General features: G+C 40.9%; 21 protein-coding genes and 1 pseudogene. 15 read left to right on the top strand and 7 right to left on the bottom strand.

The window, feature by feature from the left end:
• Window positions 1-16: 16 nt before the first annotated feature.
• Both K5Q58_RS01035 and K5Q58_RS01030 read right to left on the bottom strand, forming a co-directional pair.
• The gene (locus K5Q58_RS01035) at window positions 17-382 is read right to left on the bottom strand and encodes an Hpt domain-containing protein (protein ID WP_220751670.1); all 366 of its coding nucleotides are present in this window, start codon (window positions 380-382) and stop codon (window positions 17-19) included.
• Window positions 383-560: 178 nt separating this feature from the next.
• Window positions 561-1,496, bottom strand: a complete 936-nt coding sequence (locus tag K5Q58_RS01030; RefSeq protein ID WP_220751669.1) for a TIGR01212 family radical SAM protein — start codon at window positions 1,494-1,496, stop codon at window positions 561-563.
• 516 nt (window positions 1,497-2,012) lie between these two features.
• Between K5Q58_RS01030 and gltB the strand changes: the two genes are divergently transcribed.
• The 7 genes and pseudogenes from gltB (at window position 2,013) to K5Q58_RS00995 (ending at window position 11,523) form a co-directional block, all read left to right on the top strand.
• Window positions 2,013-6,461, top strand: a complete 4,449-nt coding sequence (gene gltB / locus K5Q58_RS01025; protein WP_220751711.1) for a glutamate synthase large subunit — start codon at window positions 2,013-2,015, stop codon at window positions 6,459-6,461.
• A 5-nt stretch (window positions 6,462-6,466) separates the two neighbouring features.
• On the top strand, window positions 6,467-7,879 hold the full coding sequence (locus tag K5Q58_RS01020; protein ID WP_220751668.1) for an FAD-dependent oxidoreductase: 1,413 nt from the start codon (window positions 6,467-6,469) through the stop codon (window positions 7,877-7,879).
• Window positions 7,880-8,136: 257 nt separating this feature from the next.
• A complete protein-coding gene (locus K5Q58_RS01015; protein ID WP_220751666.1) occupies window positions 8,137-8,829 on the top strand; it encodes a 5'-methylthioadenosine/adenosylhomocysteine nucleosidase in 693 nt (230 codons plus the stop codon).
• Window positions 8,830-8,964: 135 nt separating this feature from the next.
• The gene (locus K5Q58_RS01010) at window positions 8,965-9,891 is read left to right on the top strand and encodes a cobalamin biosynthesis protein (RefSeq protein WP_220751664.1); all 927 of its coding nucleotides are present in this window, start codon (window positions 8,965-8,967) and stop codon (window positions 9,889-9,891) included.
• An 80-nt stretch (window positions 9,892-9,971) separates the two neighbouring features.
• Window positions 9,972-10,343: pseudogene (locus K5Q58_RS01005) on the top strand (DUF2721 domain-containing protein); the annotation flags it as partial.
• A 61-nt stretch (window positions 10,344-10,404) separates the two neighbouring features.
• Complete coding sequence (locus K5Q58_RS01000) at window positions 10,405-11,037, top strand: trimeric intracellular cation channel family protein (RefSeq protein ID WP_220751662.1); 633 nt, start codon at window positions 10,405-10,407, stop codon at window positions 11,035-11,037.
• Window positions 11,038-11,523 (top strand): nuclear transport factor 2 family protein, encoded by a 486-nt coding sequence (locus tag K5Q58_RS00995; RefSeq protein ID WP_220751659.1) that lies wholly within the window; start codon window positions 11,038-11,040, stop codon window positions 11,521-11,523.
• A gap of 111 nt (window positions 11,524-11,634) precedes the next feature.
• On the opposite strand, the gene tyrS is transcribed toward K5Q58_RS00995, so the two are convergent.
• Window positions 11,635-12,831 carry a tyrosine--tRNA ligase gene (gene tyrS, locus K5Q58_RS00990; RefSeq protein ID WP_220751658.1) on the bottom strand — a complete coding sequence of 399 codons (1,197 nt, stop codon included), beginning with the start codon at window positions 12,829-12,831 and terminating at the stop codon, window positions 11,635-11,637.
• Between the two features lie 125 nt (window positions 12,832-12,956).
• On the opposite strand from tyrS, the gene K5Q58_RS00985 reads away from it, so the two are divergent.
• The 5 genes from K5Q58_RS00985 to K5Q58_RS00965 all read left to right on the top strand — a co-directional run bounded on the left by K5Q58_RS00985 (window position 12,957) and on the right by K5Q58_RS00965 (window position 17,894).
• Window positions 12,957-14,468, top strand: a complete 1,512-nt coding sequence (locus K5Q58_RS00985) for a peptidoglycan DD-metalloendopeptidase family protein (protein WP_220751657.1) — start codon at window positions 12,957-12,959, stop codon at window positions 14,466-14,468.
• Between the two features lie 104 nt (window positions 14,469-14,572).
• Window positions 14,573-15,730: an anhydro-N-acetylmuramic acid kinase gene (locus K5Q58_RS00980; protein WP_220751656.1), complete on the top strand. Its 1,158-nt coding sequence runs from the start codon at window positions 14,573-14,575 to the stop codon at window positions 15,728-15,730.
• Window positions 15,731-16,126: 396 nt separating this feature from the next.
• Window positions 16,127-16,828, top strand: a complete 702-nt coding sequence (gene aqpZ / locus K5Q58_RS00975; protein WP_220751655.1) for an aquaporin Z — start codon at window positions 16,127-16,129, stop codon at window positions 16,826-16,828.
• Window positions 16,829-16,960: 132 nt separating this feature from the next.
• Window positions 16,961-17,347 carry a DUF2750 domain-containing protein gene (locus K5Q58_RS00970; RefSeq protein WP_220751654.1) on the top strand — a complete coding sequence of 129 codons (387 nt, stop codon included), beginning with the start codon at window positions 16,961-16,963 and terminating at the stop codon, window positions 17,345-17,347.
• Window positions 17,348-17,405: 58 nt separating this feature from the next.
• Window positions 17,406-17,894 carry a hypothetical protein gene (locus K5Q58_RS00965; protein WP_259651190.1) on the top strand — a complete coding sequence of 163 codons (489 nt, stop codon included), beginning with the start codon at window positions 17,406-17,408 and terminating at the stop codon, window positions 17,892-17,894.
• 73 nt (window positions 17,895-17,967) lie between these two features.
• Here K5Q58_RS00965 and erpA read toward each other — a convergent pair whose 3' ends face one another.
• Both erpA and K5Q58_RS00955 read right to left on the bottom strand, forming a co-directional pair.
• Window positions 17,968-18,318: an iron-sulfur cluster insertion protein ErpA gene (erpA, locus tag K5Q58_RS00960; protein ID WP_055024237.1), complete on the bottom strand. Its 351-nt coding sequence runs from the start codon at window positions 18,316-18,318 to the stop codon at window positions 17,968-17,970.
• Window positions 18,319-18,397: 79 nt separating this feature from the next.
• Window positions 18,398-19,111 (bottom strand): DUF6776 family protein, encoded by a 714-nt coding sequence (locus K5Q58_RS00955; RefSeq protein ID WP_220751653.1) that lies wholly within the window; start codon window positions 19,109-19,111, stop codon window positions 18,398-18,400.
• Window positions 19,112-19,178: 67 nt separating this feature from the next.
• Between K5Q58_RS00955 and K5Q58_RS00950 the strand changes: the two genes are divergently transcribed.
• The 3 genes from K5Q58_RS00950 to hemL all read left to right on the top strand — a co-directional run bounded on the left by K5Q58_RS00950 (window position 19,179) and on the right by hemL (window position 23,459).
• Entirely contained in the window at window positions 19,179-20,903 is a 1,725-nt protein-coding gene (locus K5Q58_RS00950) for a chloride channel protein (RefSeq protein WP_220751652.1), read from the top strand.
• A 213-nt stretch (window positions 20,904-21,116) separates the two neighbouring features.
• Window positions 21,117-22,136, top strand: coding sequence for an aspartate carbamoyltransferase (locus K5Q58_RS00945; RefSeq protein ID WP_220751651.1), 1,020 nt, complete (start codon window positions 21,117-21,119; stop codon window positions 22,134-22,136).
• A gap of 30 nt (window positions 22,137-22,166) precedes the next feature.
• Entirely contained in the window at window positions 22,167-23,459 is a 1,293-nt protein-coding gene (gene hemL, locus K5Q58_RS00940; protein WP_153915310.1) for a glutamate-1-semialdehyde 2,1-aminomutase, read from the top strand.
• A 290-nt stretch (window positions 23,460-23,749) separates the two neighbouring features.
• Here hemL and K5Q58_RS00935 read toward each other — a convergent pair whose 3' ends face one another.
• Both K5Q58_RS00935 and K5Q58_RS00930 read right to left on the bottom strand, forming a co-directional pair.
• Window positions 23,750-24,934 carry a general secretion pathway protein GspB gene (locus K5Q58_RS00935; protein ID WP_220751650.1) on the bottom strand — a complete coding sequence of 395 codons (1,185 nt, stop codon included), beginning with the start codon at window positions 24,932-24,934 and terminating at the stop codon, window positions 23,750-23,752.
• Window positions 24,934-26,526, bottom strand: coding sequence for an ExeA family protein (locus K5Q58_RS00930; RefSeq protein ID WP_220751649.1), 1,593 nt, complete (start codon window positions 26,524-26,526; stop codon window positions 24,934-24,936). Before K5Q58_RS00930 ends, K5Q58_RS00935 begins: the two co-directional genes overlap by 1 nt.
• Window positions 26,527-26,637 lie beyond the last annotated feature (111 nt).

The following is a 26,637-nucleotide window of genomic DNA, read 5'->3' as shown; positions in this document are numbered from 1 at the left end:
AATACAATTAAAGCGTTTACGCTTTAGCTTCAAGAAATTCTTTTAACTGTTGTAAGTCTGTGCTGGCATGCTTAACAATCTCTGCTAACCAAGAGTTATGCTCAGTTTCCCAACTTGGTTCTTCACCGTGCTGTAATAGTTGAGCAAATTGTTGAATACGCTTTAAACCAACAGAACCGGCAGCACCTTTAAACTTGTGTGCTTCTGCGCATAAAGTATCTTTATCATTTACTTCGTTCGCTTTTACTAAGCTACCCACATATTCAGGCATTAACTGCTCGAATAATACGACGCTTTTTAATAAAGTACCTGCACCAATAGCACTACAATATTGCTCTAAAGTATTGAGATCTAAGATAGACTCTAGCTGAACTGTGGCCATTGTGGCACCTCTTTCTAATCATTACTGTTAAATTGGAATTAATAATACTCGCAATAATTGCCTATGCAACAACTCAGCGCTTTTCAAGTCTAAATTTAGAGAAATAACCACAAATAATTAACAAAAAATTAAAATACACCCATATAAAACACTAAGAAACATGCGATACGGTTACTTTTTAAACTGTTCCAGTTGGAACATAATGCCCTTGGCCGCCATTTTCCGCTAAATTTTTGACAATTGATACCAGTCCATCCCAGCGAAATGCGCACCAGTCAGGTGCCAGTAACATTGGTTTTTTAGCGTAAGCTGTTACACGATGAAACACTATCTCTTTCGGTGTATTCCTAATCAACTCACTAGCATAATGGGCATAATCTTCTTGCGACAACAGCTCCATTCCCTTATGTAGCCATATTTTTGCCATCACACTGCCTTCAACAATATGCAACGGATGTAACTTAATTCCATCCACACCTGTTTCAATAACTTGCTTCAGACTATGTAAATAATCATTATAGTTTTCGCCAGGTAAGCCTAAAATCAAATGAGCGCAGACCTTAATACCTTTATCTCTGGCTCTTTTGACGGTGTCTTGATAAGCAAGGAAATCATGTCCGCGATTGATTTTTTTTAATGTGTCGTTATTCGATGTTTGTAATCCGAGCTCTAGCCATACTTCAATTCCTTTGTCCTGATAACTAACAAGTAAGTCGAGTATGTCATCAGGTACGCAATCAGGACGAGTGCCAATATGGAGACCAACGATATCCGCATCTTTAACTGCTTCATCGTATTTTTGCTTTAAAACCTGGTATTCATCATAGGTACTTGTGTAAGCTTGAAAGTAAGCTATATATTTGGAGGTAGACGCGGGTGCGTTCGCTAATACAGAACGGTGCTTACCTTGCACTAATTGATCTGAAATGCTGGCTTCAGTGCCTTGCTCATAGCTAAAAGAAGATACGTTACAAAATGTGCAACCACCTTTACCTAACGTGCCATCTCTATTTGGACAGGTAAATTTAGCATCAATTGTGAGCTTTCTGATCCTGCCACCATATTGCTTCTTACAAACGGCACCGAATGTATTTACGTAATCATCTAAACCCACAATGGATCCTCAAATTTGAAAAAGTGGCAGATATTAATCGTCTTAAGCAAATAAAACTTGGTGCTATATCAATAAATCGATAGATAAATTGATTAAATTATCCACTACTAATGTTTTAAGTCACAAATATGAATATCCTAGTTTCAAACTGGTTCACCATGAGTGAATTTATATTCAAAATAACCAAATAGTTAATTAGCACTGTACTTGAAAATAAATTCACTATTTATAAATCTAAATCAATTAGACTTAAGTGTTAAAAAAAAGTAACAAAGCTTTTTTCGTTTTTTTAAAATTCTTTTTATTCATAAGGTTATACGAAGCAAAACACAGTTTACGTTAACGTAAAGGTGTTTTTTTTTAACAAGTGTAATGACAATAACAATTCATTTTGTTGAGCAATTTAAGTTTGACCTTTATTCATTATCGGGCTAATTTGGGTGGTTCGGGTGCATATCTATGAGAACTTCTCCGCATTATCCGAGTCGTATTAAGTTAGGTTTAGGGAGTTTTTGTATGAGCTTATATCATCCCAGCTTTGAGCGGGACAATTGTGGTTTCGGTTTAATAGCCCAAATGGATGGCGATGCAAGCCATCGCATTGTCCGCACAGCTATACACGGGTTAGACAGAATGAAACACCGTGGTGGTATTGCATCGGATGGTCGCACAGGTGATGGCTGTGGACTGTTAATGTCGATGCCTAAAGATTTTTTTGCAGCCGTTGCAACCGAAAATGATTGGCACCTAAGCCGTAAGTTTGCAGTGGGTATGTTGTTTCTAAGCCAAGATCCAGTAAAAGCAGAAACATCAAAAACAATTTTAGAAAAAGAACTACAACGTGAAACCTTAAGTGTTGCTGGCTGGAGAAAAGTCCCAGTTAATCCTGACGTACTAGGTGAAATCGGTCGTAAAAGTTTACCACAAATTTATCAGGTACTTATTAATGCACCTGTAGGTTGGCGCGAGAAAGACTTAGAACGCCGTCTATATATGGCGAGACGTCGTTTAGAACAGCAAATCGTCGATGACAAAGATTTTTATGTAGCCAGTCTGTCGGGGCAAGTAATTGTCTATAAAGGCTTAATGATGCCTGCAGACTTACCTTCTTTTTATACAGATCTTGCTGATATCCGTTTAAAAAGTACCATTTGTCTGTTCCATCAACGTTTTTCTACTAATACATCACCAAAGTGGCCGTTGGCACAACCGTTTAGATTTTTAGCTCATAATGGTGAAATCAATACTATTACGGGTAACCGTCAGTGGGCTCGTGCCCGTGCATACAAATTTAATTCGCCACTATTACCTGATTTACAACAAGCTGCACCTTTTGTGAATGAAACAGGTTCAGACTCATCATCTTTAGATAATATGCTAGAAATGCTGTTATCGGGTGGTATGGATCTTTACCGTGCTATGCGTTTGCTTATACCACCAGCTTGGCAAAGTAACCCAGAAATGGATGACGAGTTAAAAGCATTTTATGATTTTAACTCCATGCATATGGAGCCGTGGGATGGTCCTGCTGGCATCGTAATGAGTAATGGTCGTCACGCAGCGTGTGCTGTCGACCGTAATGGTCTGCGCCCTTCTCGTTACGTTATCACTAAAGATAGAATCTTAACCTTGGCGTCTGAAGTTGGTATTTGGGATTACTCTGCTGATGAAGTTGTTGAAAAAGGCCGTGTCGGTCCTGGTGAGCTCCTTGTTTTAGATACCATGAATGGTCGTCTTTATTCTTCTTTTGAAATTGATAACGATTTAAAACGTCGTCATCCATATAAAGAGTGGATGTCTAAAAACAGCCGTACACTTGTTCCGGCAAGCAATATTGACTCTGCACAGCAAGGTGCTAGCAACTTTTCTGCTGATGTATTGCTTCAGTATCAAAAGCATTTTGGTTACAGCCGAGAAGAACTTGAACAAGTCATCTGGGCACTAGCAAGTAAAGGCGAAGAAGCGACTGGCTCTATGGGCGACGATACGCCAATGGCTGTATTGTCTAAAAAGTCTCGCTCGCTATACGACTATTTCCGTCAAAAGTTTGCTCAAGTCACTAACCCACCAATCGATCCATTACGTGAAAAACACGTGATGTCATTAACCACTTGTGTGGGGCGTGAACAGAATCTATTTTGTGAAACAACCGGTGTAGCTTATCGTGTAATGTTTGAATCTCCAGTGCTGTTATTCAGTGACTTTAATCAATTGCTTGGGTTGGATAGCACTTACTATCGTGCCAATACTGTTGATCTAAATTACGATGCACATGAAACCTTACAACAAGCAATTGAACGTATCACTGATGATGCAGAGCGTTTAGCTAGAAGTGGCACAACGTTACTGATTTTATCGGATCGCGCAACTGCAAAAAATGTTCAAGTTATTCCAGCAGCTATGGCTGTAGGAGCTGTACAGCAGCGTCTTGTTGATAAGAGTTTACGTTGTGATACCAACATTATTGTTGAAACGGCATCGGCAAGAGATCCACATCATTTTGCTGTATTGCTTGGATTTGGTGCTACCGCGATTTATCCGTACTTAGCCTACGAATCAATTTCAGCCATGGCGAAGAAAAATCTAATCGAAGATGACAGCATATTGATGCTCAACTTCCGCCAAGGTATCGAAAAAGGTCTACGTAAGATCATGTCTAAGATGGGTATCAGCACTGTAGGTTCATACCGTTGTAGCCAACAGTTTGAAGCTGTCGGCTTGTCTTCTGATGTGATTGAACTGTGCTTTAAAGGCGTGATTAGTCGTATTGAAGGTGCTGATTTTGATCATTTGGCAGCAGACCAAAAACGACTCCACACAGCGGCTTACCGTGCTCATGTGCCTTTACCGCAAGGTGGTTTATTAAAATATGTTGAAGGTGGTGAATATCACAGCTTTAATCCTGATGTCGTCAATACCTTACAGCAAAGCCTTGTTGAACAAGATTATCCAAAATACAAAAAATTTGCCGCTTTAGTTGATGATCGCCCAATTGCAACATTACGTGATTTGATTGGTGTTAAAGGCACAAATCCAGCCATTGATGAGTCAAAGGTCGAGGCTGCAGAAAATTTATTCTCTCGTTTCGACAGTGCGGCTATGAGTATCGGTGCATTAAGCCCTGAAGCTCACGAAGCGTTAGCCGTTGCAATGAACCGTATTGGCGGTCGTTCAAATTCAGGTGAAGGTGGAGAAGACGCTAGCCGATTTAACAGCGAGCGTAATTCGGCGATTAAGCAAATTGCTTCAGGCCGTTTTGGTGTTACTGCACATTACCTTGTTAATGCAGATGTATTACAGATTAAAATAGCTCAAGGTGCAAAACCGGGTGAAGGTGGTCAACTACCAGGTCACAAAGTAAGTGTTGAAATTGCTGGTTTGCGTCATGCACGCCCTGGCGTCACATTAATTTCCCCGCCGCCGCATCACGATATTTATTCTATTGAGGATTTATCACAGTTAATTTTCGATTTAAAGCAGGTTAATCCTAAAGCGTTAGTTTCGGTCAAACTGGTTTCAGAACCTGGTGTCGGCACAATTGCTACAGGTGTGGCAAAAGCCTACGCTGACATGATAACGATATCTGGTTATGACGGTGGCACCGCTGCAAGTCCTATAACCTCAGTCAAATACGCAGGTTCTCCTTGGGAACTTGGCCTTGCTGAAGTCCATCAATCATTAGTTGAAAATGGCTTACGTCATAAAATCCGTTTACAAGTGGATGGTGGACTAAAAACTGGGTTAGATATTGTTAAAGCTGCTTTGTTAGGTGCTGAAAGCTTCGGCTTCGGTACTGTGCCTATGATTGCACTTGGGTGTAAATACTTACGTATTTGTCACTTAAATAACTGTGCTACTGGTGTCGCCACACAAGATAAAAACTTACGTGATAATCATTACCACGGTCTGCCAGAGCGTGTCATTACCTATTTCGAGTTCGTCGCTCAAGAAGTACGTGAATCAATGGCAGCGCTGGGTGTGACTAAGTTTGAAGATTTAGTGGGTCGAACTGATTGGTTATATGCCCTTGAAGGTCAAACAGGTAAGCAACTCGGTTTAGATTTTGCGCCAATTCTGTACCAACCAAAAGTGGCAGAAGGCAGTGCAATAACTTGGAAAGAGTTAAATCCACCTTCAGACAAAGGTGAGCTTAACCTGCAGATTGTCACTGACACCGCTCAAGCTGTGCTTGCAGGTAAAGCTTTCACTAAGCAATACGCCATTAACAACACTAACCGTTCAATTGGTGCTTCGCTTTCAGGCTACATTGCCACTAATGTTGGTGTGACTGGCGCTAAAGAACCAATTTCACTGCAATTTAATGGTAGTGCTGGTCAAAGTTTCGGTGTCTGGAATAGCCCTGGTCTTGAAATGAAATTAGTCGGCGATGCAAATGATTACGTCGGCAAAGGGATGTCTGGCGGTCGAATTATCATTAACCCACCTGTTGGTAGCCCTTTCCAAAGCGAACAAAGTGCCATTATGGGTAACACCTGTCTATATGGCGCTACCGGTGGCCGTGTATATGCTGCTGGTCAAGCTGGTGAGCGTTTCGCTGTTCGTAACTCAGGCGCGATTGCTGTCGTTGAGGGTGTGGGTGATAACGGTTGTGAATACATGACTGGTGGCATTGTCGTGGTACTGGGTCAAACTGGTGTTAACTTTGGCGCAGGTATGACTGGTGGCTTTGCTTACATCTTCGATAGATTTAATCACTTTAGTCGTCGTGTAAATACAGAGCTTGTTGATACGCAAAAGTTAGAATCAAAAATTCAGCAACAACACCTTAAGGAACTGATTGAAGCGCATGTTGAAGCGACAGGTAGTGAACATGCCAAAATGATCCTAAGTGATTTTGAAAACTGGTTAGACTGTTTTGTATTAGTTAAGCCTAAAAATATTGCCGTTGCCGACTTGCTCAAGATAGAGCAAAAAAGCCCGGAATTAGCTGTGAAGGCGGGGTAATTTAGATGAGTAATGATTTTCAATTTATCGAAGTGGATCGTAAGGATCCAACCAAGCATTCTGCAGCTGAGCGCTCAACTCAGTTTATCGAAATCTATCAGCCATTTTCTCAACCTCAAGTGGCAGAGCAAGCTGACCGTTGTTTAGATTGTGGTAACCCATATTGTGAGTGGAAGTGTCCACTGCATAACTATATTCCAAACTGGTTAAAGCTAGCTGAACAAGGGCGTATTCTTGAGGCTGCTGATTTAGTTCACGAAACAAACACCCTGCCTGAAATTTGTGGACGCGTTTGTCCACAAGACAGATTATGTGAAGGTGCTTGTACCCTTAATGATGATTTTGGGGCTGTTACTATTGGTAATGTTGAAAAATACATTACTGATACCGCGATTAGCCAAGGATGGCGACCAGACATGAGTACCGTTACTCCTCGAAAAGAAAGAGTAGCGATTATTGGTGCTGGTCCCGCTGGTTTAGGTTGTGCGGACATTCTTAGTCGAAATGGCGTAAAAGCTGTTGTTTATGACAAATACCCACAAATCGGTGGTCTACTGACATACGGTATTCCGTCTTTCAAGCTTGATAAAGATGTGATGCAAACACGTCGCAATGTCCTTGAAGGTATGGGCATTGAATTTAAAATGGGCGTGACTGTCGGTAAAGACATTGCGTTTCAGTCTCTGCTTAATGAATACGACGCTGTGTTCTTAGGTATGGGAACATATACAGCAATGAAAGCCCGTCTTCCTGGTGAGGATAGCCAAGGTGTTATTCAAGCGCTGCCGTACCTTATTGGAAACACCCATGAGTTGATGGGCAGCCAGTGCCAAGACAATCCATATTTAAGCCTTGAAGGTAAAGATGTGGTAGTTTTAGGTGGCGGTGATACTGCTATGGATTGCGTTCGCACAGCTGTAAGACAAGGCGCTAAAAGTGTGACTTGTGCTTATCGTCGTGATGAAGCCAATATGCCAGGTTCACGTCGTGAAGTGCAAAATGCGCGCGAAGAAGGCGTTAACTTCCTATTTAACCGTCAACCTGTAGCGATTAAAGAACTAGATGGCGTTGTAACTGGCATAGAATGCGTTGAAACCCAAATGGGTGAAGCAGATGAATCTGGCCGTAAAAAAGCGGAAGTCATTGCTGGCAGCGAACAAGTGCTAGAAGCTGATGCTATTATCATTGCCTTCGGTTTCCAAGCAAGCCCTGCTCCTTGGTTTGATGACTTTGGTATTGAAACCAACGAATGGGGCTTAGTCAAAGCCAGTAAATTTGACGATAATCCATTTCAAACCACCAATCCTAAAGTGTTTGCAGGTGGCGATATGGTCCGCGGCTCTGACTTAGTGGTTACCGCCATTGCTGAAGGTCGTGATGCAGCCCAAGGAATTTTGAATTCTTTTGAAGATGCTTAATTACTAACGCGAACGTCTTAAAGACTTAGCGTTAAGCAAAGCCTAAAGAGTAAACCAAAAGCGCATTGAAAAATGCGCTTTTTTTGTCGATAAAATTTATCCCCCTCTCAGTTCTGATTTAGCCATCTGTGGTATATTATCCGCCAAATTTGCCACTGAGTTATCATTTGCTTATAGCAAGCAAGTAAAACAATCTAACTTAGTGACATTAATGCCAAGGCTCACAAGCTAGCTTACTAATCAATGAGAATAAGTTTATGAAAATCGCTATTATCGGTGCAATGGAACCTGAAGTTGCTCACCTAATTGAAACCATGAGCAATCCAGTTCATTCAAAAATTGCCGGCATCGAATTTGTTGAAGGCCAGTTATCGGGTCAAGATGTTGTGGTCACTCGCTCAGGTATTGGTAAAGTCGCGGCAAGTATTGCAACTACATTGGTGATCAACAACTTCAAAGTAGATGCAGTTATCAACACAGGTTCAGCTGGCGGTTTTGTCGATAGCTTGAATATTGGTGATATCGTTATCTCATCTGAAGTACGTCATCACGATGTTGATGTGACTGCTTTTGGTTACGAAATTGGCCAAATGGCCTCTCAACCTGCTGCGTTCATCCCTGACACTAAATTAGTTGAAGCTGCAAAAGCGGCTATTTCATCGTTAGGAGAAGCGCAGGTAATTGAAGGCTTAATTGCTACTGGCGACAGCTTCATTTGCGATCCTGAGCGTACTAAAGCAATGCTCAATAACTTCCCTACAATGGCAGCCTGTGAAATGGAAGCGGCTGCAATTGCCCAAGTGTGTCATCAGTTTGAAGTCCCATTCGTGGTTATCCGTTCACTTTCTGATAATGCTAATAATGATTCTGCTGTAGACTTTGACTCTTACATTGTCAAAGCTGGCCATTACTCAGCATTAATGGTGATAGCATTATTAAAGCAGCTATAATTTAGCCTCAATGCAAGAAATTACAACGGAAATGGTCAATAGTGGGATGGTTATTTAAAATTGATTGATAGCACTTTTTACGAACAACTAATTCGAATAGATGGCAACTTATTACAGAGTTGCTTAGTGTTATTTATGGCGTTGCTGATTTCGCGTGTGGCGCCTATTTCAAGAAAATATCATCCCATTGTTTGGTTTCATCAATTAGCTATTCTACTCAGCCAGAAAGTGAACCACTCACAACGCGCCCCAAAACAGCAGCTTACCGCGGGTTTACTCGCAAGCATATTACTCGTTGTTCCAATCTGGTTTACAACTTACTTTATTCTCTCGCTCGCAGCCTACCCTTGGTTTTTCGATTTTGTTTTATTGTACTTTTGCATTAGCGATGCAGGATTCAAACCTGTAGCAAAAGATGTAGTAAGCTCACTTGAACATGGGCAGAAAGGGTTAGCGAAATCCTACTTGTCACCTTGGCTTATACAGCAAACAAATAGTTTATCTGAAATTGGCATCAGCAAAGCAACAATTGAACGGCTGTTAATTTCACCAAGCTATGGCACTGTGGCTACCATTTTATTTTATGCGATTGGCGGCACACCACTGGTATTACTGCTTCAATTACTAAAACAACTAGAACATTGCTGGCCAAACTATGTCCCGCAATATCGCTTTTTTAGTGCACCGATATATTTTCTCAATCGTTTCATTTATGCAATACCTATCTGGTTATGGAACTTTACCTTAGTGCTACAAGGTGGGCTTAAAAACATCGGCATTCTATTCAAACAACCTTCTCATAACAGTGGAATATACGGTTATTCGAGTTTGTTTATCGGCAGTAAAATCTTACAAGTTGAGCTCGGCGGCCCACAGAAATTCACCATTAACCAAAAAGAGCAACGAGTTGATGTAATCAAAATCAATCCTTCTAGAATGCCGGGAATAAACGATATCAATAATGCCATCAGCCTAACCTCTTGGGCTATGACCTTTTGGGTATCCTTTACCATCGCTATTCCTATTTTATGGACAGCGTTAAGGTGGATACAAGCAATGTAACTTTATTTGCAAAAGAGTTATTATAATCAGCTAAATAATGTATACCGTTCCATTTGAGGCAAAGTGTCTTGTTAGATAACATTCAAATTTCATTAACTACACCCGGTTTATTATTTCCTGCAATTTCATTGTTGTTGTTAGCTTATACCAACCGCTTTTTCTCTTTGGCTGCGTTGATAAGGAACTTAAGCGCTTCTGGTAAACCTGTAGATAACGAACAAATCAAAAACTTAAGACAACGTATTAGCATCATAAGGCGCATGCAAGAAGCAGGTGTCGTTAGCTTTGCCATTTGTGTTATCAGTATGATATTCATCTACTTAGGCTTCTTTCATACTGGTTCTGTAGTATTTGGTGTCAGTTTATTATTTTTACTTTATTCACTCATTTTATCTGTCATTGAGATCAGAATTTCAGTCGATGCGCTGAATATTCACATTAAAGAGTTAAGCTCTCAGCAGCATTGCAAAAGAGTTTTAACGGAACAAAGCTTAAGCAGCGATGAGCAAGCCAATGATTAACTTTGAATGGATTTACTTTTTTGATCTCTGTGGTACTGCAGTATTTGCCCTTTCGGGCGCCTTAGCAGCAGGTAAACATCGCATGGACCCATTTGGAGTGATAGTACTTGCGTCAGTTACCGCCGTTGGTGGTGGCAGCATACGTGACGCTCTAACGGGCGCAACCCCGGTATTTTGGATTAGCGATGCTAATTACATTATCGTCATCTTAGCCACGGTGTTTGCTTGTTTTATTCTCGTAAGGAAACCACATAAACTACCAAAGTTGACCTTACCCATTGCCGATGCTCTTGGGCTTGCATTATTTACTGTTATTGGCGCTGAAAAAGCACTGATGTTAGGACTATCCGGTATGTCAGCTGTTATTATGGGCCTCATTACTGGTGTAGGTGGTGGTATAATCCGCGACTTACTTTGTCGCCAAGTTCCAATGGTATTACGAACAGAGATCTATGCCACAGCATCTATTGTCGGCGGTATCTGCTACACCTTAAGTATCGAAGTAGGAATGGATAGCATTAATGCATTATTTTTTGCTATGTTTAGTACCTTGATTATTCGTCTAAGTGCAATACGCTGGCATCTATCTCTACCCGCGTTTGATTTAAAAAGTAAGAGGCCCTAAGTGCGAATTATTGGTTTGTTATGTGGTATTTTTTGCAGTTTATTGAGTGTAAGCAGTAATGCCGCTGTTGGTGATATGCCAAAAGAGCAACAGATGGCAGTCCAATACATGCAAGCATTGACCGATCATGACTATCGCTCTCTCAGACGTTTTTATAACCGAGATAGTGTGTTTTACGATAAAACAGCCAATGTCACCTATCAAGGCGGCAGGCATATTATTGATTTCTTCGAACGCGCTCATGAAGGCGTTTTAGAATACAAGTTCAATATTGAGCACATGTTTAATACGGGCTCATTAGTGGTGATGATTGGTAATTATCACCTTCGTGGCCCAGGTGAGCAATTTGGGAAACCGGGAAAAATTATTGAGATAGCAATCCCCGGTGTCACGACACTTAAATTTGATATGAATACTGAAAGGATGACTGAACAAGTCGACTTGATGGATTATCAAACCATGTCTGACCAACTGCAAACTCAATAGCGCTTTTGCTTAAACGCAATTCCGAAAATAAAAAACGACTCAATTGAGTCGTTTTTTTGTCTATGAATTTAAGCTTTTAGCTAGCATTTAAAGCCAAAATTTTAGATTAAATTAAACCAGAATGATTTTAGCAAACTTACGTTTACCCACTTGGAAGATGGCATTAGTACCAGCTTCAAACACTTGGCGAGTATCGTTAAGCTTTTCGCCATCCATCTTAACTGCACCTTGCTTAATCATACGCATGCCGTCAGATGTAGAACCAACTAAACCCGCAGTCTTAAGTAAGTTAGCAATCGCTAGCCCTTCACCTGCTTCAAACTCCATCTCTTCAATATCATCCGGCATTGCACCTTTTTGGAAACGATTGATGAATTCTTGATGAGCCGCGTCAGCTTGTTCTTGGTCGTGGAATCTTGCAATGATTTCTTTTGCTAAAGCAATTTTCACATCGCGTGGGTTTTGACCATTGGCAATGTCTTCTTTGAATTGCGCAATTTCAGCTAATGGACGGAATGACAATAACTCAAAGTAACTCCACATCAAGTCATCTGAAATTGACATGATTTTACCAAACATTTCGTTAGCAGGCTCACTGACACCAATATAGTTATGAGCAGACTTAGACATTTTCTTCACGCCATCTAAACCTACTAATAAAGGCATCATGATAACCGTTTGTGGTTTCTGACCTTCCGCCTTTTGTAACTCTCGACCCATTAACAAGTTGAACTTTTGGTCAGTACCGCCTAACTCAACATCCGCTTTCAGTGCTACTGAGTCATAGCCTTGTAGTAAAGGATACATGAACTCATGAATCGCAATCGCTTGGCCAGAAGCATAACGCTTTTTAAAATCATCACGCTCCATCATACGCGCAACGGTTTGTTTTGAGCCTAAACGGATCATACCAGCAGCGCCTAAAGGCTCTAACCAGCTTGAGTTGAATTCGATACGAGTTTTAGCTGGATCCAAAATTTTGAAAACTTGCTCTTTATATGTTTCAGCATTGGCCAGTACATCTTCACGAGTCAATGGAGGACGAGTACTGTTTTTACCACTTGGATCACCAACCATGCCAGTGAAATCGCCAATCAAGAAAATAACTTCATGACCTAGCTCTTGAAACGCACGCAGTTTATTTAAAATGACCGTATGGCCTAAATGAATATCTGGAGCGGTTGGATCTGCACCTAGTTTAATTCTTAAAGGACGCCCCTCTTTAAGTTTTTCTAGCAGATCTGACTCGACTAAAATCTCGTCGGTACCACGTTTAATTTCTGCTAACACTTGGTCTAAATCAGCCATTTCGGCACCTACTCCTGAAGCATTGATAAAAAAATAAGAGGCCTATATTACTTGTTAGCCACGGTAATTGAAAGTGTGTACACTAAGGGGATTACAACGAAAAAGAGAAACTGGTACATAGGTCGATGGCAAAGCTAATCACTTTATTTAAATTACTGCCAAAAGTGCATCAAATTGCATTAAGTTTATTAGTTATTTTCACGATGATTATCGTGTTATTCCCCTCTGATGACGCTAAAGCATCCAAACAAACACAAACTGGTACTGTAGATCTTTCTGACCGTATTCAATCGCTGCAAGACAACAGTGATTATGATGACATCAACACTCGCACGGCCAATACACAATCTGAATATTCTGTGCCTTTAGCCTTTCGTACACCAACACCACCAAGTCAATCTAACCAGCAAGTCAATAAGTCAGTACAACAATCACTAACGCCTTCAAGAGACAGCAGCCCTATTGCGGATTTGGACCCATTAACAGTTTCTGACAATACGGTCTTGAGCCCGGCTAAAGATGTAGAAAATGCAGTTCCTTATCGCGAAGCCGATTTGTTGTCCCATAAAACTTATAAAGTGGCCAAGGGCGATACTTTTGGTGGACTGGCAAATAGAGCAGGGTTAAGCCCTAGAGACGTTTACCAAATTACCCTGCTTCCAAAGTCAAAAAAGAATCTGCTTAAAATCATGCCCGGCGAAGAAATCATCGTCACTAAAGATGGCCAGGATGAAATAACCCAGATCAGTTATCAGATGGACAAGATTTCTACTTTGTTGATCAGTAAACATGACGATAAGTTTGAAGAAAAGGTCAATGTTAAAACCATTACCCTCGAAAATAAATTTATAACCGCCAATATCAGTAGCAATTTCTGGAATGCAGCAGCAACGGCAGGTTTATCTGCTAACCATATTATGCAACTGGCTAACATTTTTGGTTGGGACATCGATTTTGCATTAGACATTCGCAAAGATGACAGCTTCTCGCTTATGTTTGAGGAAGAATTTGTTGACGGACACTTTATTGGTACGGGCAACATCTTAGCGGCTGAATTTTATAACCAAGGCGAACGTTATACTGCTGTGCGTTATACCGATGGCGAATACTACTCAGAATCAGGCAACAGTATGCGAAAAGCTTTTTTACGCTCACCTGTTGATTTCAAATACGTCAGTTCAAGCTTTAACCCGCGTCGCTTACACCCGGTAACAGGGCAAGTAAGAGCCCATAGAGGTGTAGATTATGTTGCTGCAATTGGCACTCCAATTAAAGCTGCAGGCCGAGGTAAAGTCATTGAAGCGAGCTACAACAAATACAACGGTAATTATGTTTTCATTAAACACAATGATACCTACACCACCAAATACCTGCACTTAAACAAGCGCAAAGTAAAACGTGGCGACACGGTTAAACAAGGCGAAATTATCGGAACCCTCGGTAAAACAGGACGCGTCACTGGCGCACATTTACATTATGAGTTCATCGTAAATGGCGTTCACCGCAACCCAAGAACCATAAAGCTGCCACAATCGAATCCGATTGATAAAAAAGAAAAGAGCCAATTTACCGCATTGAGTAAACAGCTCATGACTAAAATTGAAAAAAATAAACAACTACAATACGCCAATAATTAAGCAAGAGTTACCCAAACAGGTATGAGTGTTTCATCAACTCGCTCATACCTTTTGTATTTCGTGTTCAATGTGTTTCTACATTTCGTTAATTTGAGCAACCCACTATGACTGCACCTACAAACAAACATCACTATTTCATCGGTTTAATGTCTGGCACCAGCATGGATGGTATTGACGCTGTTTTGGTAAATTTTTCAGACAATAAAAGTCAGTTAGTTGCCAGTCATACCGTTGACATTCCTCAACATATATTGAATCAATTGCACCGTTTATGTTCCCCTAATACCGATGAAATCAATATCATGGGACGAATGGATCGCGCAATGGGTTTGTTGTTTGCTCAAGCTGTTAATGAGTTACTTGCTAAAGCGAAAATTGATAAAACTGATATCATCGCCATTGGTAGCCACGGACAAACAATTAGGCACATGCCGAATCTTGAACATGGTTTTACATTACAAATTGGCGATCCTGAAACCATTGCTGTTGAGACAGGAATTAATGTTATTGCTGATTTTCGCAGAAAAGATGTCGCGTTAGGTGGGCAAGGGGCGCCATTAGTCCCTGCGTTTCATCATGCTATGTTTGCAGATAATAAAGCTCCAAGGGTTATCCTCAATATTGGCGGCATAGCCAATATCACTTACCTGCCAAATAGTTCAGGCTCACAATCTGACAATGCGGTTCAAAACAGCGATGAGCAGGTCATTGGTTTTGATACCGGCCCAGGTAATACCTTAATGGATGCATTTATTCTGCAAGAGCAACAACTCCCATTCGACGAGTCAGGCAAATGGGCTGCTTCTGGCACGACTGACGATGATTTCTTACAGCATCTACTTTCTCACCCATACTTTGCCATGACATACCCAAAAAGCACAGGGCGTGAATTGTTTAACCAAGCTTGGTTAGAACAGCAAAAAGCCAACTTTTCACATTTAAACCTTGCTGATATTCAATCCACTTTGCTTGATCTAACCTGTCATAGTATTGCAAATGACATAAACAGCTTATCTGATAAAGGTAATGTATTTGTTTGTGGCGGCGGTGCGTTTAATAAAACCCTAATGGAGCGCTTAAGCCTATTACTCCCTAATTGGACTCTATCGACCACTAGTAACATTGGCATGGATCCCAAATGGGTAGAAGGAATCGCTTTTGCTTGGTTAGCCATGCGTAACCATCATGGTTTAAGCGGTAACCTGCCAGTAGTTACAGGTGCAAGTCGTTTTGCGGTGCTAGGAAGCTTATATCGCGCTTAAAAGCGTTAATACGCCCCCAATAGCCAACCGAATGACTACGATGCATTAAGTACAGCTATGAGCTACGGCTCTGTAGTCTACATACTTCGACGTAATCCTTTTTTGGCTAATCTTTCTTATTATTCCTGATTATCTCTTCTTTATGAACCTCTATTTAGTCACCTCTTCTTTACTTTCCTTTTATGCAATCCTTGTTGCATCATCTTTCCATATTCGATTCACACCTTAAACCATCTAAAATTCATATTAGCATCATTGAATTAATTCACTTTTACTGCTTAACTCTTTTGAGTGCTATCTTTAAACAATTTCTAAGTGATTTATTTATAAGCGATAGTTGGGAAAACTAATTAGCAATTAACTTAAGCAGTATTCAAATTTAATAAGGACAGTTAAATGAGTATTCAGCAAAAAATGTTAGCAGAGTTTATTGGTACTTTATGGTTGGTTTTAGGAGGTTGTGGTAGTGCAGTAATCGCAGCAGCCTTCCCTGAAGTTGGAATAGGCTTACTCGGTGTCGCTTTAGCATTTGGTTTAACCGTACTAACTATGGCTTTCGCAATAGGTCACATTTCAGGTTGCCATTTAAACCCTGCGGTATCTTTTGGTCTTTGGGCTGGTGGGCGTTTTCCGACCCGTGAGCTAGCCCCATATATCATTGCTCAAGTGGCTGGTGGTATTGCTGGTGCGGGCATTTTGTTTTTAATTGCCAGTGGACAAGACGGCTTCAGTCTCACTGGTGGGTTTGCATCAAATGGCTATGCACAGCACTCACCTGGCGGTTATAGCATGATGTCGGTGTTAATATGTGAAGTCGTAATGACCTTATTCTTTTTATTAATTATTCTTGGCGCGACAGATCAGCGCGCGCCAGCGGGCTTTGCGCCTATTGCTATTGGTTTAGGGCTCACCTTGATTCATTTAATCAGTATTCCGGTATCTAACACATCGGTAAACCCAGCAAGAAGCACAGGTCCCGCTTTGTTTGTTGGAGATTGGGCTATTTCACAATTATGGCTATTCTGGGTCGCTCCCATCGCCGGAGCAATTCTGGCTGGCATGATTTATCGCTTTTTTGATACCCCACCTGAAAGCTAGTCACATATATATGCTTTATCATTAGAGCACGCAAAGTGCTCTTTTCTTTTTTAAAAGTAACAGTCAATGTTATCATGCCATATTCGCGTAATTAAGCGCCAAATCAGTTCCTTTTTGTAATGAGAGTTCACCATGAGCAGTAAACCAAAATCAATCGAAGACCAATTAAACATGACACCTGAAGCACGCTACGATTACCTTGTTGAGCAAGTTAAACAAGAACAATCAATTTGGAGTCTGCAAGACCAAGATGGTTGTGTGATGCTGACCACAGAGGATGAAGACTGCATCCCAATGTGGCCTTCAGAAGAAGCTGCCAAGCTATGGGCTGTTGATGAGTGGAAGGATTGTGAACCCCTTTCAATCCCATTAAATGAGTTTCAAGAACGTTGGGTAAGTGGCATGTCGGAAGATGACTTATTTGTCGCAGTGTTCCCAGTTCAAGAAGACTTAGGTGTGGTTATCCCACCGTATGAGCTTGACTCACGTTTAACTCCAAAGAAACAAGCTAAACATTAATAAAAACAAGATAGCTTATATATTTGCTACATACACTCAAGCTAAAAGTTAAGGCATTATGACTGATAAAAATTTACCGCAGCAAGATGCTGAAAAGATAAATATTGTCGAAGCAGAAAATGAAGCTGTTATTTTACCTAACACTGAAAAAGCAGTATTTCCGAAACGATTAATCGCATTAATGGTAGTGTACGTCATTACTTCTGTAAGTGGATTAATGGCGCAACAAGGCGTCTTATTATGTGCATTAACTTTAATGATGGTATTGGGTGTAGCAGGTAGACAAAAAGCGGCACTTTACATGTTACGGGCGTATGGCATCTTACAATTAGGCTTATACAGCATGCTGCCTATTATCATGTATGACCCTGATAATATTGTTGCAGGACCGACCACGGTAGATTTTGGCTTTATGCAAATGGTGCTACCTGACTGGGTTATTTTCAGTGTGTTAATTGCTTTGGCTTTAGTGCAGGTATGGATTAGCTTTAATAAAGCAGTGTTTAAATGGTTTAAGCCAAGAATGAACTTTAATATCATGAGTTAAACCAATTTTAGATACAAAAAAGCCGTCATTCGACGGCTTTTTTATTTTCTATGTCATCATTCAATAAGCTGAATTAAACAGAGAAGCTTGCACCACAACCACAGGTTGTTGTGGCATTTGGATTCTTAACAAAGAAGCGAGAACCTTCAAGTCCAGAAGTGTAATCTACTTCGCCGCCGACAAGATATTGTAAACTCATAGGGTCAACAACCAATTGAACACCTTGCTTTTCAATAGTGAAATCACCTTCATTAACTTTTTCGTCGAAAGTAAAACCATATTGGAAACCTGAACAACCACCACCTGTGACGTACACACGAAGTTTTAATTCTGGGTTCTGCTCTTCTTCTAGCAGTCCCTTCACTTTGGTTGCCGCAGCATCGGTAAATTGAATTGGCATTGCTGCATCTGTTTGTTCAGTCATTACTACCTCTAACTTCAGTTTCAGGTCGGAATTATCTATTACCTGACTAATTTGTTCAAGTATTACTCTTAGTTCTTTTTTAGCTTTCTAGTAACTCTGAGATCTCGAACGTTTGCTCAATGCGTCCACCTTTAACACCACGACTAGCGCTAACTTGAACAACCGCTTTAATTCTCTGTAAATCAAACCCTTGTGGCAAACTTATTTCAGCATCGAACATTTGAAAGTATCTAAAGCCAAAATTAAACTGCTCAATCTCTAAGTCGCTTAACGAAATCTCCACTTGTTTTTCATTTTGCACTCCTACTAAAACAATGTCGGCGACCCCTTTAACAATGCTTTTTCGTTTTTGCAGTTGGGTTAAAATCAATCGCATTTGGTAGCTATCAGGCAATAAACCTTTCGATAGTTCAAGACCATGAATAGCAACACCATCAATCTCTTTTTCTGGTGACACTAGACTGCGGTAAAATGCTAATTCTTGTTCAAGTGTTTTTTGTTGTTGAATTTGTTTACCAAACATTTGTTTCATGTTGGCATTAGCTTCTTTTTCAATTGAAAGTGCCATATCAAGACGGGAAACAACATGAGATTGTTGCTTAAGTTCAGTCTTAAGCGCGGTTATTTCAGCAGCTTCATGTTCTGGTTCAACGACTTCAGAAATGAAAACAGTATGACTTAAAACCCCAACCACAAAACTGATAATAATTAACGCTGATAAATATAATCCCGATGAACGAAGTTTACGTTCTTGAACTTGCAAGCGGTCAAGCATGCGATGATAATTTAGCATTAGGTAACAAGCCCTTAATAAAATACAATGACAACAAATCGCCCAAATATGGATCTTAGGCAATACAGTGCAAATTAAGATAAATAAAGCCGCTATTATTCACACCAAAGCAGCTACACGCAAATATCTTCGTAATGAATTGAGAGATAAACTTTCTCAGTCGAAGATTAGTGTGCAACTTTGCGCTTTAGCACTGTTATTTGCCATAATAGCCTCAAGCGTCATCATCTTATTCAGACTATTACTGAGTTGGGCGCAAGTTCACACCATTCCTGAAGCGACCAATTTTGCCAGTGCCGTCAGCGACTGGCGTACTTACTTGCCAATTGTTGGCGCTATTCTCATTTGGCTGTTTGCAGGCCTCGGTTCCAAACGTTATCGACGCATGGGAATAGCCTATGTCATGCATCGATTTAAGCTGCATTACGGTAAAGTGCCACTGCAGTCCGCACCAGGTCAGTTCTTTCAAGCGTTAATTGCGTTAATCGCTAACTTTTCTGTTGGTAAAGAAGGACCCGCAATTCATCTCGGCGCCGTCAGCGCCAGTTATTTAGCTGAAAAGTTTAAATTACCAGACAATAGTGTCCGCGTTATGTGCGCCAGTGGCATTGCAGCAGGTATTGCAGCGATTTTTAATGCACCACTTGCTGCGGTACTTTTTGTATTTGAAGTTATCGTCCGCGAATACAAAATCCACTACTTTTTCCCGATAATGTTATCGGCTATATGTGGAGCGTTATCGAGTCAATTAGTGTTTGGTAACATTCACGAATATGACTTAATTACCGTAACGCGGATCCCACTGGATCATTACCCTATTCTTGCCATTGGCGGTATTGTGCTGGGCTGCGCTGCTGCAGGGTTTAATCATTCACTGTTAAAAATGACTGCAATAGGCCAACACTGGCCGCTGATTTATCGGCTCATGATAGCTGCAAGCATCACTACCTTAGTGGGGTTATTTTTACCCCAAGCGCTGGGCTCTGGTGATTTAGCGATTCAAGCAACCATTATCGACAGCCCCAGCTTAATGTTCTTGTTGGCATTATTAATCGGCAAAATTATAGCGACCATTGCAGCCATTGGCTTTGGCATTCCAGGTGGATTAATCGGTCCGCTTTATGGTATTGGCGCATTAATCGGCGCAATATTAGCCTTAGTAAGCGCCATGTTTTTCCCGTCTATAGCCCCATATGTAGGTTTGTATACTGTCATAGGTATGACTGCAATGATGGGTGTCTGTTTAAGTGCGCCACTGGCGGCACTGGTAGCTCTACTTGAGTTAACCAATGACGCGTCAATTATACTACCTGCGATGTTTGTTACTATTCCGGCTTTCTTGATTGCCTATCAAGGTTTTAATACCAGCTCAGTCTTTTTAAAACAGCTCGATATTATGGGGCTTGGATACAAGGTGCCACCTGTTAACCAAGGACTGCAAAAGAAAGGCGTTCGAGCCATCATGGATAAGCGCTTTGTCATCGTAAATGATAATGATGAGTTGTTACTTGAAGTGATGAAACGCGCTGAAGGGCGACCAGTAATGGTACGTAACTCTGAATCTCAAATCGAAATGCTCAGTATTGAAATGCAATCATTTGAAAACTCCACAACATTATCACGTCAGCCAATGGAAGGTTTTTCTGATACAGCCACATTAAATGAAGTTTACGAGTTATTGGCGATTAAGCGACGTGGTGAAGTGTATATTTACCGTGGCAATACCAATAATATTGTCGGCGTTATTAGCTGGGCGACATTATGGCAAGAAATACGCTCTGGCCAAGTGTAAGTTTCAATGTTTTTGAGACGATAAAACTCCACTTTTAAGGAATTTAGCATTGTTCTCATTTCGCTAATCAGTGTTATGTCTAAAAAGCGATAAATAATCATTAGCGAGATTTAATATTCATCAACTCTCTGTTAAAATCTCGCCTCAGCCACCCTACATAACCACAGGGTAAATAGCCCTTATTTACTCTCCTAATAATTGGAAATCAGGCTGATGACACAGTTTAGCGGTTCTCACATCCTTTCAGTTAATCAACTGGATCTTGATGCAATTAACACCATTTTTAATGTCGCCGAAGATATGACGCCTTATGCCCTGCGTGAAAAGCGCACTAAGGTACTCGACGGTGCGATTTTAGGTAACCTCTTTTTTGAACCAAGTACACGCACCAGAGTGAGCTTTGGCTGCGCCTTTAATTTGCTAGGCGGTAATGTCAGAGAAACTGTCGGTATGGGGTCATCGTCATTGTCTAAAGGCGAGTCTCTTTATGATACCGCTCGTGTGTTATCGACATATTCAGACGTTATTGCAATGCGTCACCCAGACCCTTTTTCAGTCAAAGAGTTTGCTGAAGGTAGCCGTGTTCCTGTAATCAATGGCGGTGACGGCTCAAACGAGCATCCTACCCAAGCATTACTGGACTTATTTACCATTCAAAAAGAATTGAGTCATCACGGACAAGATATTAGCGGTATGCATATCGCAATGGTAGGCGACCTAAAACATGGTCGTACAGTGCATTCGCTATCTCGTTTATTGTGTATGTATAAAGACATTCAATTTACATTAATTTCACCATCTGACCTAGCAATGCCTGACTATGTGATCAATGACATTGAAAATGCTGGTCATAAGATCACAATAACTGATCAGTTAGAAGGTAATTTACATCAAGCTGATATACTCTATCTGACTCGAATTCAGGAAGAACGATTTGCTTCACAAGATGAAGCAGACAAGTATCGTGGCAAGTTTAGGCTGAACCACAGTATTTATACGCAACATTGCAAATCTAATACTGTGATTATGCATCCACTACCGCGTGATTCACGTGCGCAAGCAAATGAATTGGATAATGATTTAAATAGCCACCCTAGCCTGGCAATCTTCAGACAGGCTGATAATGGCTTACTTATTCGGATGGCACTTTTTGCGTTAACGCTTGGTGTTGAAAACGAGCTACAACAGCATGAGTGCCCTGTTAATTGGTATTCACGAAAAGCTGATAGATAGTCAGCTAACGATTTTTTAGAAGGATTTCACATGACCCGCTCAGAAGCGCTTTTTGAACAAGCAAAACAAACCATTCCTGGTGGCGTAAACTCGCCAGTTCGTGCCTTTAACGGTGTAGGTGGTTCACCACTTTTCATCGAAAAAGCAGATGGTGCTTATATTTACGATGCTGATGGCAAAAAATATATCGATTATGTTGGTTCTTGGGGCCCGATGATTTTAGGTCACAATAATCCACAAATTCGTCAAGCGGTATTAGAAGCGGTTGAGAACGGTTTATCATTTGGTGCGCCAACTGAACTTGAAGTGAAAATGGCTGAGAAAGTCATTGAAATGGTGCCATCAATCGAACAAGTTCGTATGGTTAGTTCTGGTACTGAAGCAACAATGAGTGCAATTCGTTTAGCACGTGGCTTCACTAATCGTGACAAAATCTTAAAGTTTGAAGGTTGTTACCACGGCCATGCTGACTGTTTGTTAGTTAAAGCTGGTTCAGGTGCATTGACTCTTGGGCAACCAAGCTCTCCTGGTATTCCTGAAGATTTTGCTAAGCACACACTGACAGCGGTTTATAACGACCTTGATTCAGTGCGCGCTATCTTCGAAGAGCACCCAGAAGCTATCTCTTGTATCATTCTTGAGCCTGTTGCTGGCAACATGAACTGTATCCCGCCAGTTGAAGGTTTCCTTGAAGGTCTTCGTGCTATCTGTGATGAGTTCGGTGCACTAATGATCATTGATGAAGTAATGACAGGTTTCCGCGTTTCTAAAAGCGGTGCACAAGGCCATTACAATGTTAAGCCTGACTTAACGACATTAGGTAAAGTTATCGGTGGCGGCATGCCAGTAGGTGCTTTTGGTGGTCGTAAAGATGTGATGCAATTTATCGCACCTACAGGTCCTGTATACCAAGCAGGTACGTTATCGGGTAATCCAATTGCTATGACTGCAGGTTTAGCGCAAATGGACGCTTTATGTCAGCCTGGCCTATATGAAGAGCTAACGGCTAAAACTAAGCGTATTGCTGAAGGTTTCAAAGCTGCTGCTGATAAGCACGGCATCCCATTAAGCATTAACCAAGTTGGCGGCATGTTTGGTTTCTTCTTTACCGAAGATACAAATCCAATCACGAGCTTCGACCAAGTGACTCAGTGCAACATGGACCACTTCCGTAACTTCTACCACTTAATGCTTGATGAAGGTGTTTACTTAGCGCCAAGCGCTTATGAAGCAGGCTTCTTATCAATGGCTCATGGTGAAGAAGAACTTGAGCTAACGCTTGCAGCAGCTGATAAAGCATTTGCAGCTTTAAAAGCACTTTAACTTGTTAATGAGTTAGCTGTAAAATAACTCAGTGGCAAGTTAAAATACGAAAATGTAAAAAGGACTGGTTATCATCAGTCCTTTTTATTGCTTGTTTATATAGACAGGCTGCAAAAAGGCGCTCAAAGCGCCTTTTTATATGAAGTTTAATGTATTAATTCAATGTTCTTATCTACTAAAGCTATCCACTGAACCTACTTACTAAATCCATTAGCCAAGCTTTTCACCAAGTCAGGACTCTCAACAAGTTCACGAGTAATTAGGACTTAAAAGTATTTGATTCTGAATATTTATATCGCAGGTACTTTGAATTTTGAACCATCGATTTCCAGCACCACATCTCTTGGCCTAATTTCAATAATCTCAAGTTTACCTTTAATCGTATCTCCCTCTTGAAGCTCTTTACCATCAACATTTAACCAACGGTTTTCGGCTGCAGAAGAATACACATGAGCTTGTATATTAAATTCAGGCACTTGCAGTTGCACACTTGCAGGTAATTGACCGTAAGGTGGTATCTCGTCTTGCTTAGGTGTAGTCGGGATAGGGTCGAGCTTTTCAGCTGTTACTGGCGCATTGGCTGAATTTTCATATTCAACCTCTTTCAAAGCCGCTTCAAATGCTGCCATTAAATTATTAGAGTTATCAACCACTGGTTCATTTGTAGGCTCTATTGGCGCTCGCTGGCTTTGCTGTTCGTAATTTACATCGCTAGCAGCTGCGCTGACTTTCATCCGAAGTGCATCAAGATCTGATGGTTTTCTGTAATTGGAATTGGCCCCCAAAATTATCGCTTCATCTCCATATAAAGCTTGTAGCTCTGCAGCTGTTAACTGTCGCTCGCTAGATGATTTGGGTTCGCTATTATTTGATCTAGAATTACTTGATCCTGTATTAGTTGAATCAAAGTTAGAATAGTCATTTACAGACGCAGTATTTGAGCGAGTTTGTTGATTGCTCGCGTTCCCTGACGAATAGCTTGATTGAGAATAGCTTTGCTCTTTAGGCTGATTATTAGTTGTCACTTCACCACGATTATTATTTAAACGATAATCGTATACCACATCATTAGCTGGTTGCTGCTCAACTCTTGATACAAACTGAGTTGAACCGTTCACCTGTGATAAAGGTTTCGCAATAGGTAAAGCCACTTTGCTTGCAATGCGAACTTCACTTGAAGGCTCAGTATTGATATCTTCAGTTGTGGAGTTTTGATTTGAGTTTTCAGTCCTTGCACTAGTATAAGTAACTTGAGACTCAATGGTATCTTTCACTGAAGAGCTTGGAGCGATTATTTTTGATAATCCCCAAGCTGACGCCACGCCCGCAATAATCACCCCAGCTAACACCAGATACTTAAGCCAAGCATGGCTAGCCACTTGCTGGTAATTAGCTCTAGGAGTGAGCACAGCATCGGGTAGTTCGCCCATTTGCTGCTGCTTTTCTTTGGTCACCGCATCTAACAATATCGACATTAGCTACGACCTGCTTGTTTACTCAATCTAGGACCTTGCTGATTAAGGTATAAATTAATCTGCACTAAGGTTTGATTACCTGCAATCCCATCTGACTTAAGGCCATGTTGACGCTGAAAAGACATCAACTCTTGCTCTAAATCATTATCAAACGAATTAATCAGTCTAGGTGTACGTTGACCAATTATAGCTAAGCTGGTTTCTAACCATTGAATTTGAGACAAGTTAGAAGTACGGCTAACCTCCCTCGGAATATCACCCGATGCTTTCCATAGCAGTTCGAATGTGCCGCTAAAATGGCGATTAAACCAGTCTTTATTTACCCACAGTTGCTGTTCACTTAATTGCAGTAAAATCTGCTCACCTTCTCTTGCAACCACTACGCCGTAAAACTGGTTGGCTTGTTGATCTTCTAAGTACACCACTGCTGGATAGTTTAATCGAGCAATACTGTTCCAGTTTCCTTGTTGTTGATGACATAACAAACCTTGTTGTTTCGCGGCCTGACATGCTGTTAAGCCAATGATTGGTTGTTTATCCCATAAAGCAAAAAGTCCGGCGAATGCATTATCGATACTGCGACTTTGTGCCATCGCCGAGCGAACAATCCCCTGATTTCCATTTGATTTGCTCAAATTGGCTTTTTGCTCTGTTTGAACCGGTAATTGACTTTCTTTCGCTTGTTCAGATTGAGACTCAGGAAAAAATAGATAAAACGACACACCAAAAGCGACAATTAACGACGCCGCAATAGTTAATGGCCATTTATTATTAGACTCAACAGGAATATCACCTAATACTTCTGCAGCTGCTTGCTTAATCATATGATGATCGATTGGCACTTTAGATTGGCCATAACCAGCCATTAATGCTCGCTCACACAATAGGTTGGTTAGTCTTGGAATGCCGCCACTGAATTTGTGTAATGCTTTACAGGCTTTTTTAGTGAATAAAGGCTCGAAACGTCCTGCAACTTGAAGTCGATGCTGAACATATAGTTGAATTTCCTCAACTGTCAGCGGCAGCAAGTGATAACGCGCGGTAATTCGCTGCGCTAGTTGTCTTAACTCTTGGCGCTTCAATAATTGCTGTAGTTCAGGTTGACCAATTAAAATAACTTGCAGTAACTTTTTAGTGTCGGTTTCTAAATTAGTCAATAATCGTAACTGCTCAAGCACTTCAGGACGAAGGTGCTGGGCTTCATCAATGATAAGTACGGTATTACGATCATTCTTATGATTGTTCAGCAGATATTGGCTGATAAGATCGGTGAGCTGTTTAATGGACGGTGACTCGCCATATTCGATACCTAATTCATCACAAAGCGTTGCCAGTAATTCTTGTTCAGTTAAAGAAGGATTAAGAATAAAAGCAGTATCGGTATTATCTGGCAATTGTTTAAGTAAACAACGAGATACTGTAGTTTTACCCGTACCTACCTCACCAGTTAATAGTACAAAGCCGCCCGTTTCACCTAAGCCATAGGTTAAATGAGCTAATGCTTCTCGGTGACGGTCACTGAGAAATAAATAATGCGGGTTGGGCGCGATTGAAAATGGATTATCATTCAATCCATAAAATGCTTTATACATCTGGCCAAAAATCCTTATTTAAAACTGACGGCTCAAGTTATATCTTGCTGTAGTGCTTGTCAAAATTTAGCAGCAGAAATGTTACTCGTGCTAAGATTTACATTAATAAAC

Source organism: Shewanella sp. KT0246, from assembly GCF_019654955.1.
In the GTDB taxonomy this organism is placed as follows: domain Bacteria; phylum Pseudomonadota; class Gammaproteobacteria; order Enterobacterales; family Shewanellaceae; genus Shewanella; species Shewanella goraebulensis.
The sequence above is the reverse complement of the archived record's forward strand: the minus strand, read 5'-3'. Positions and strand labels throughout refer to the sequence as shown.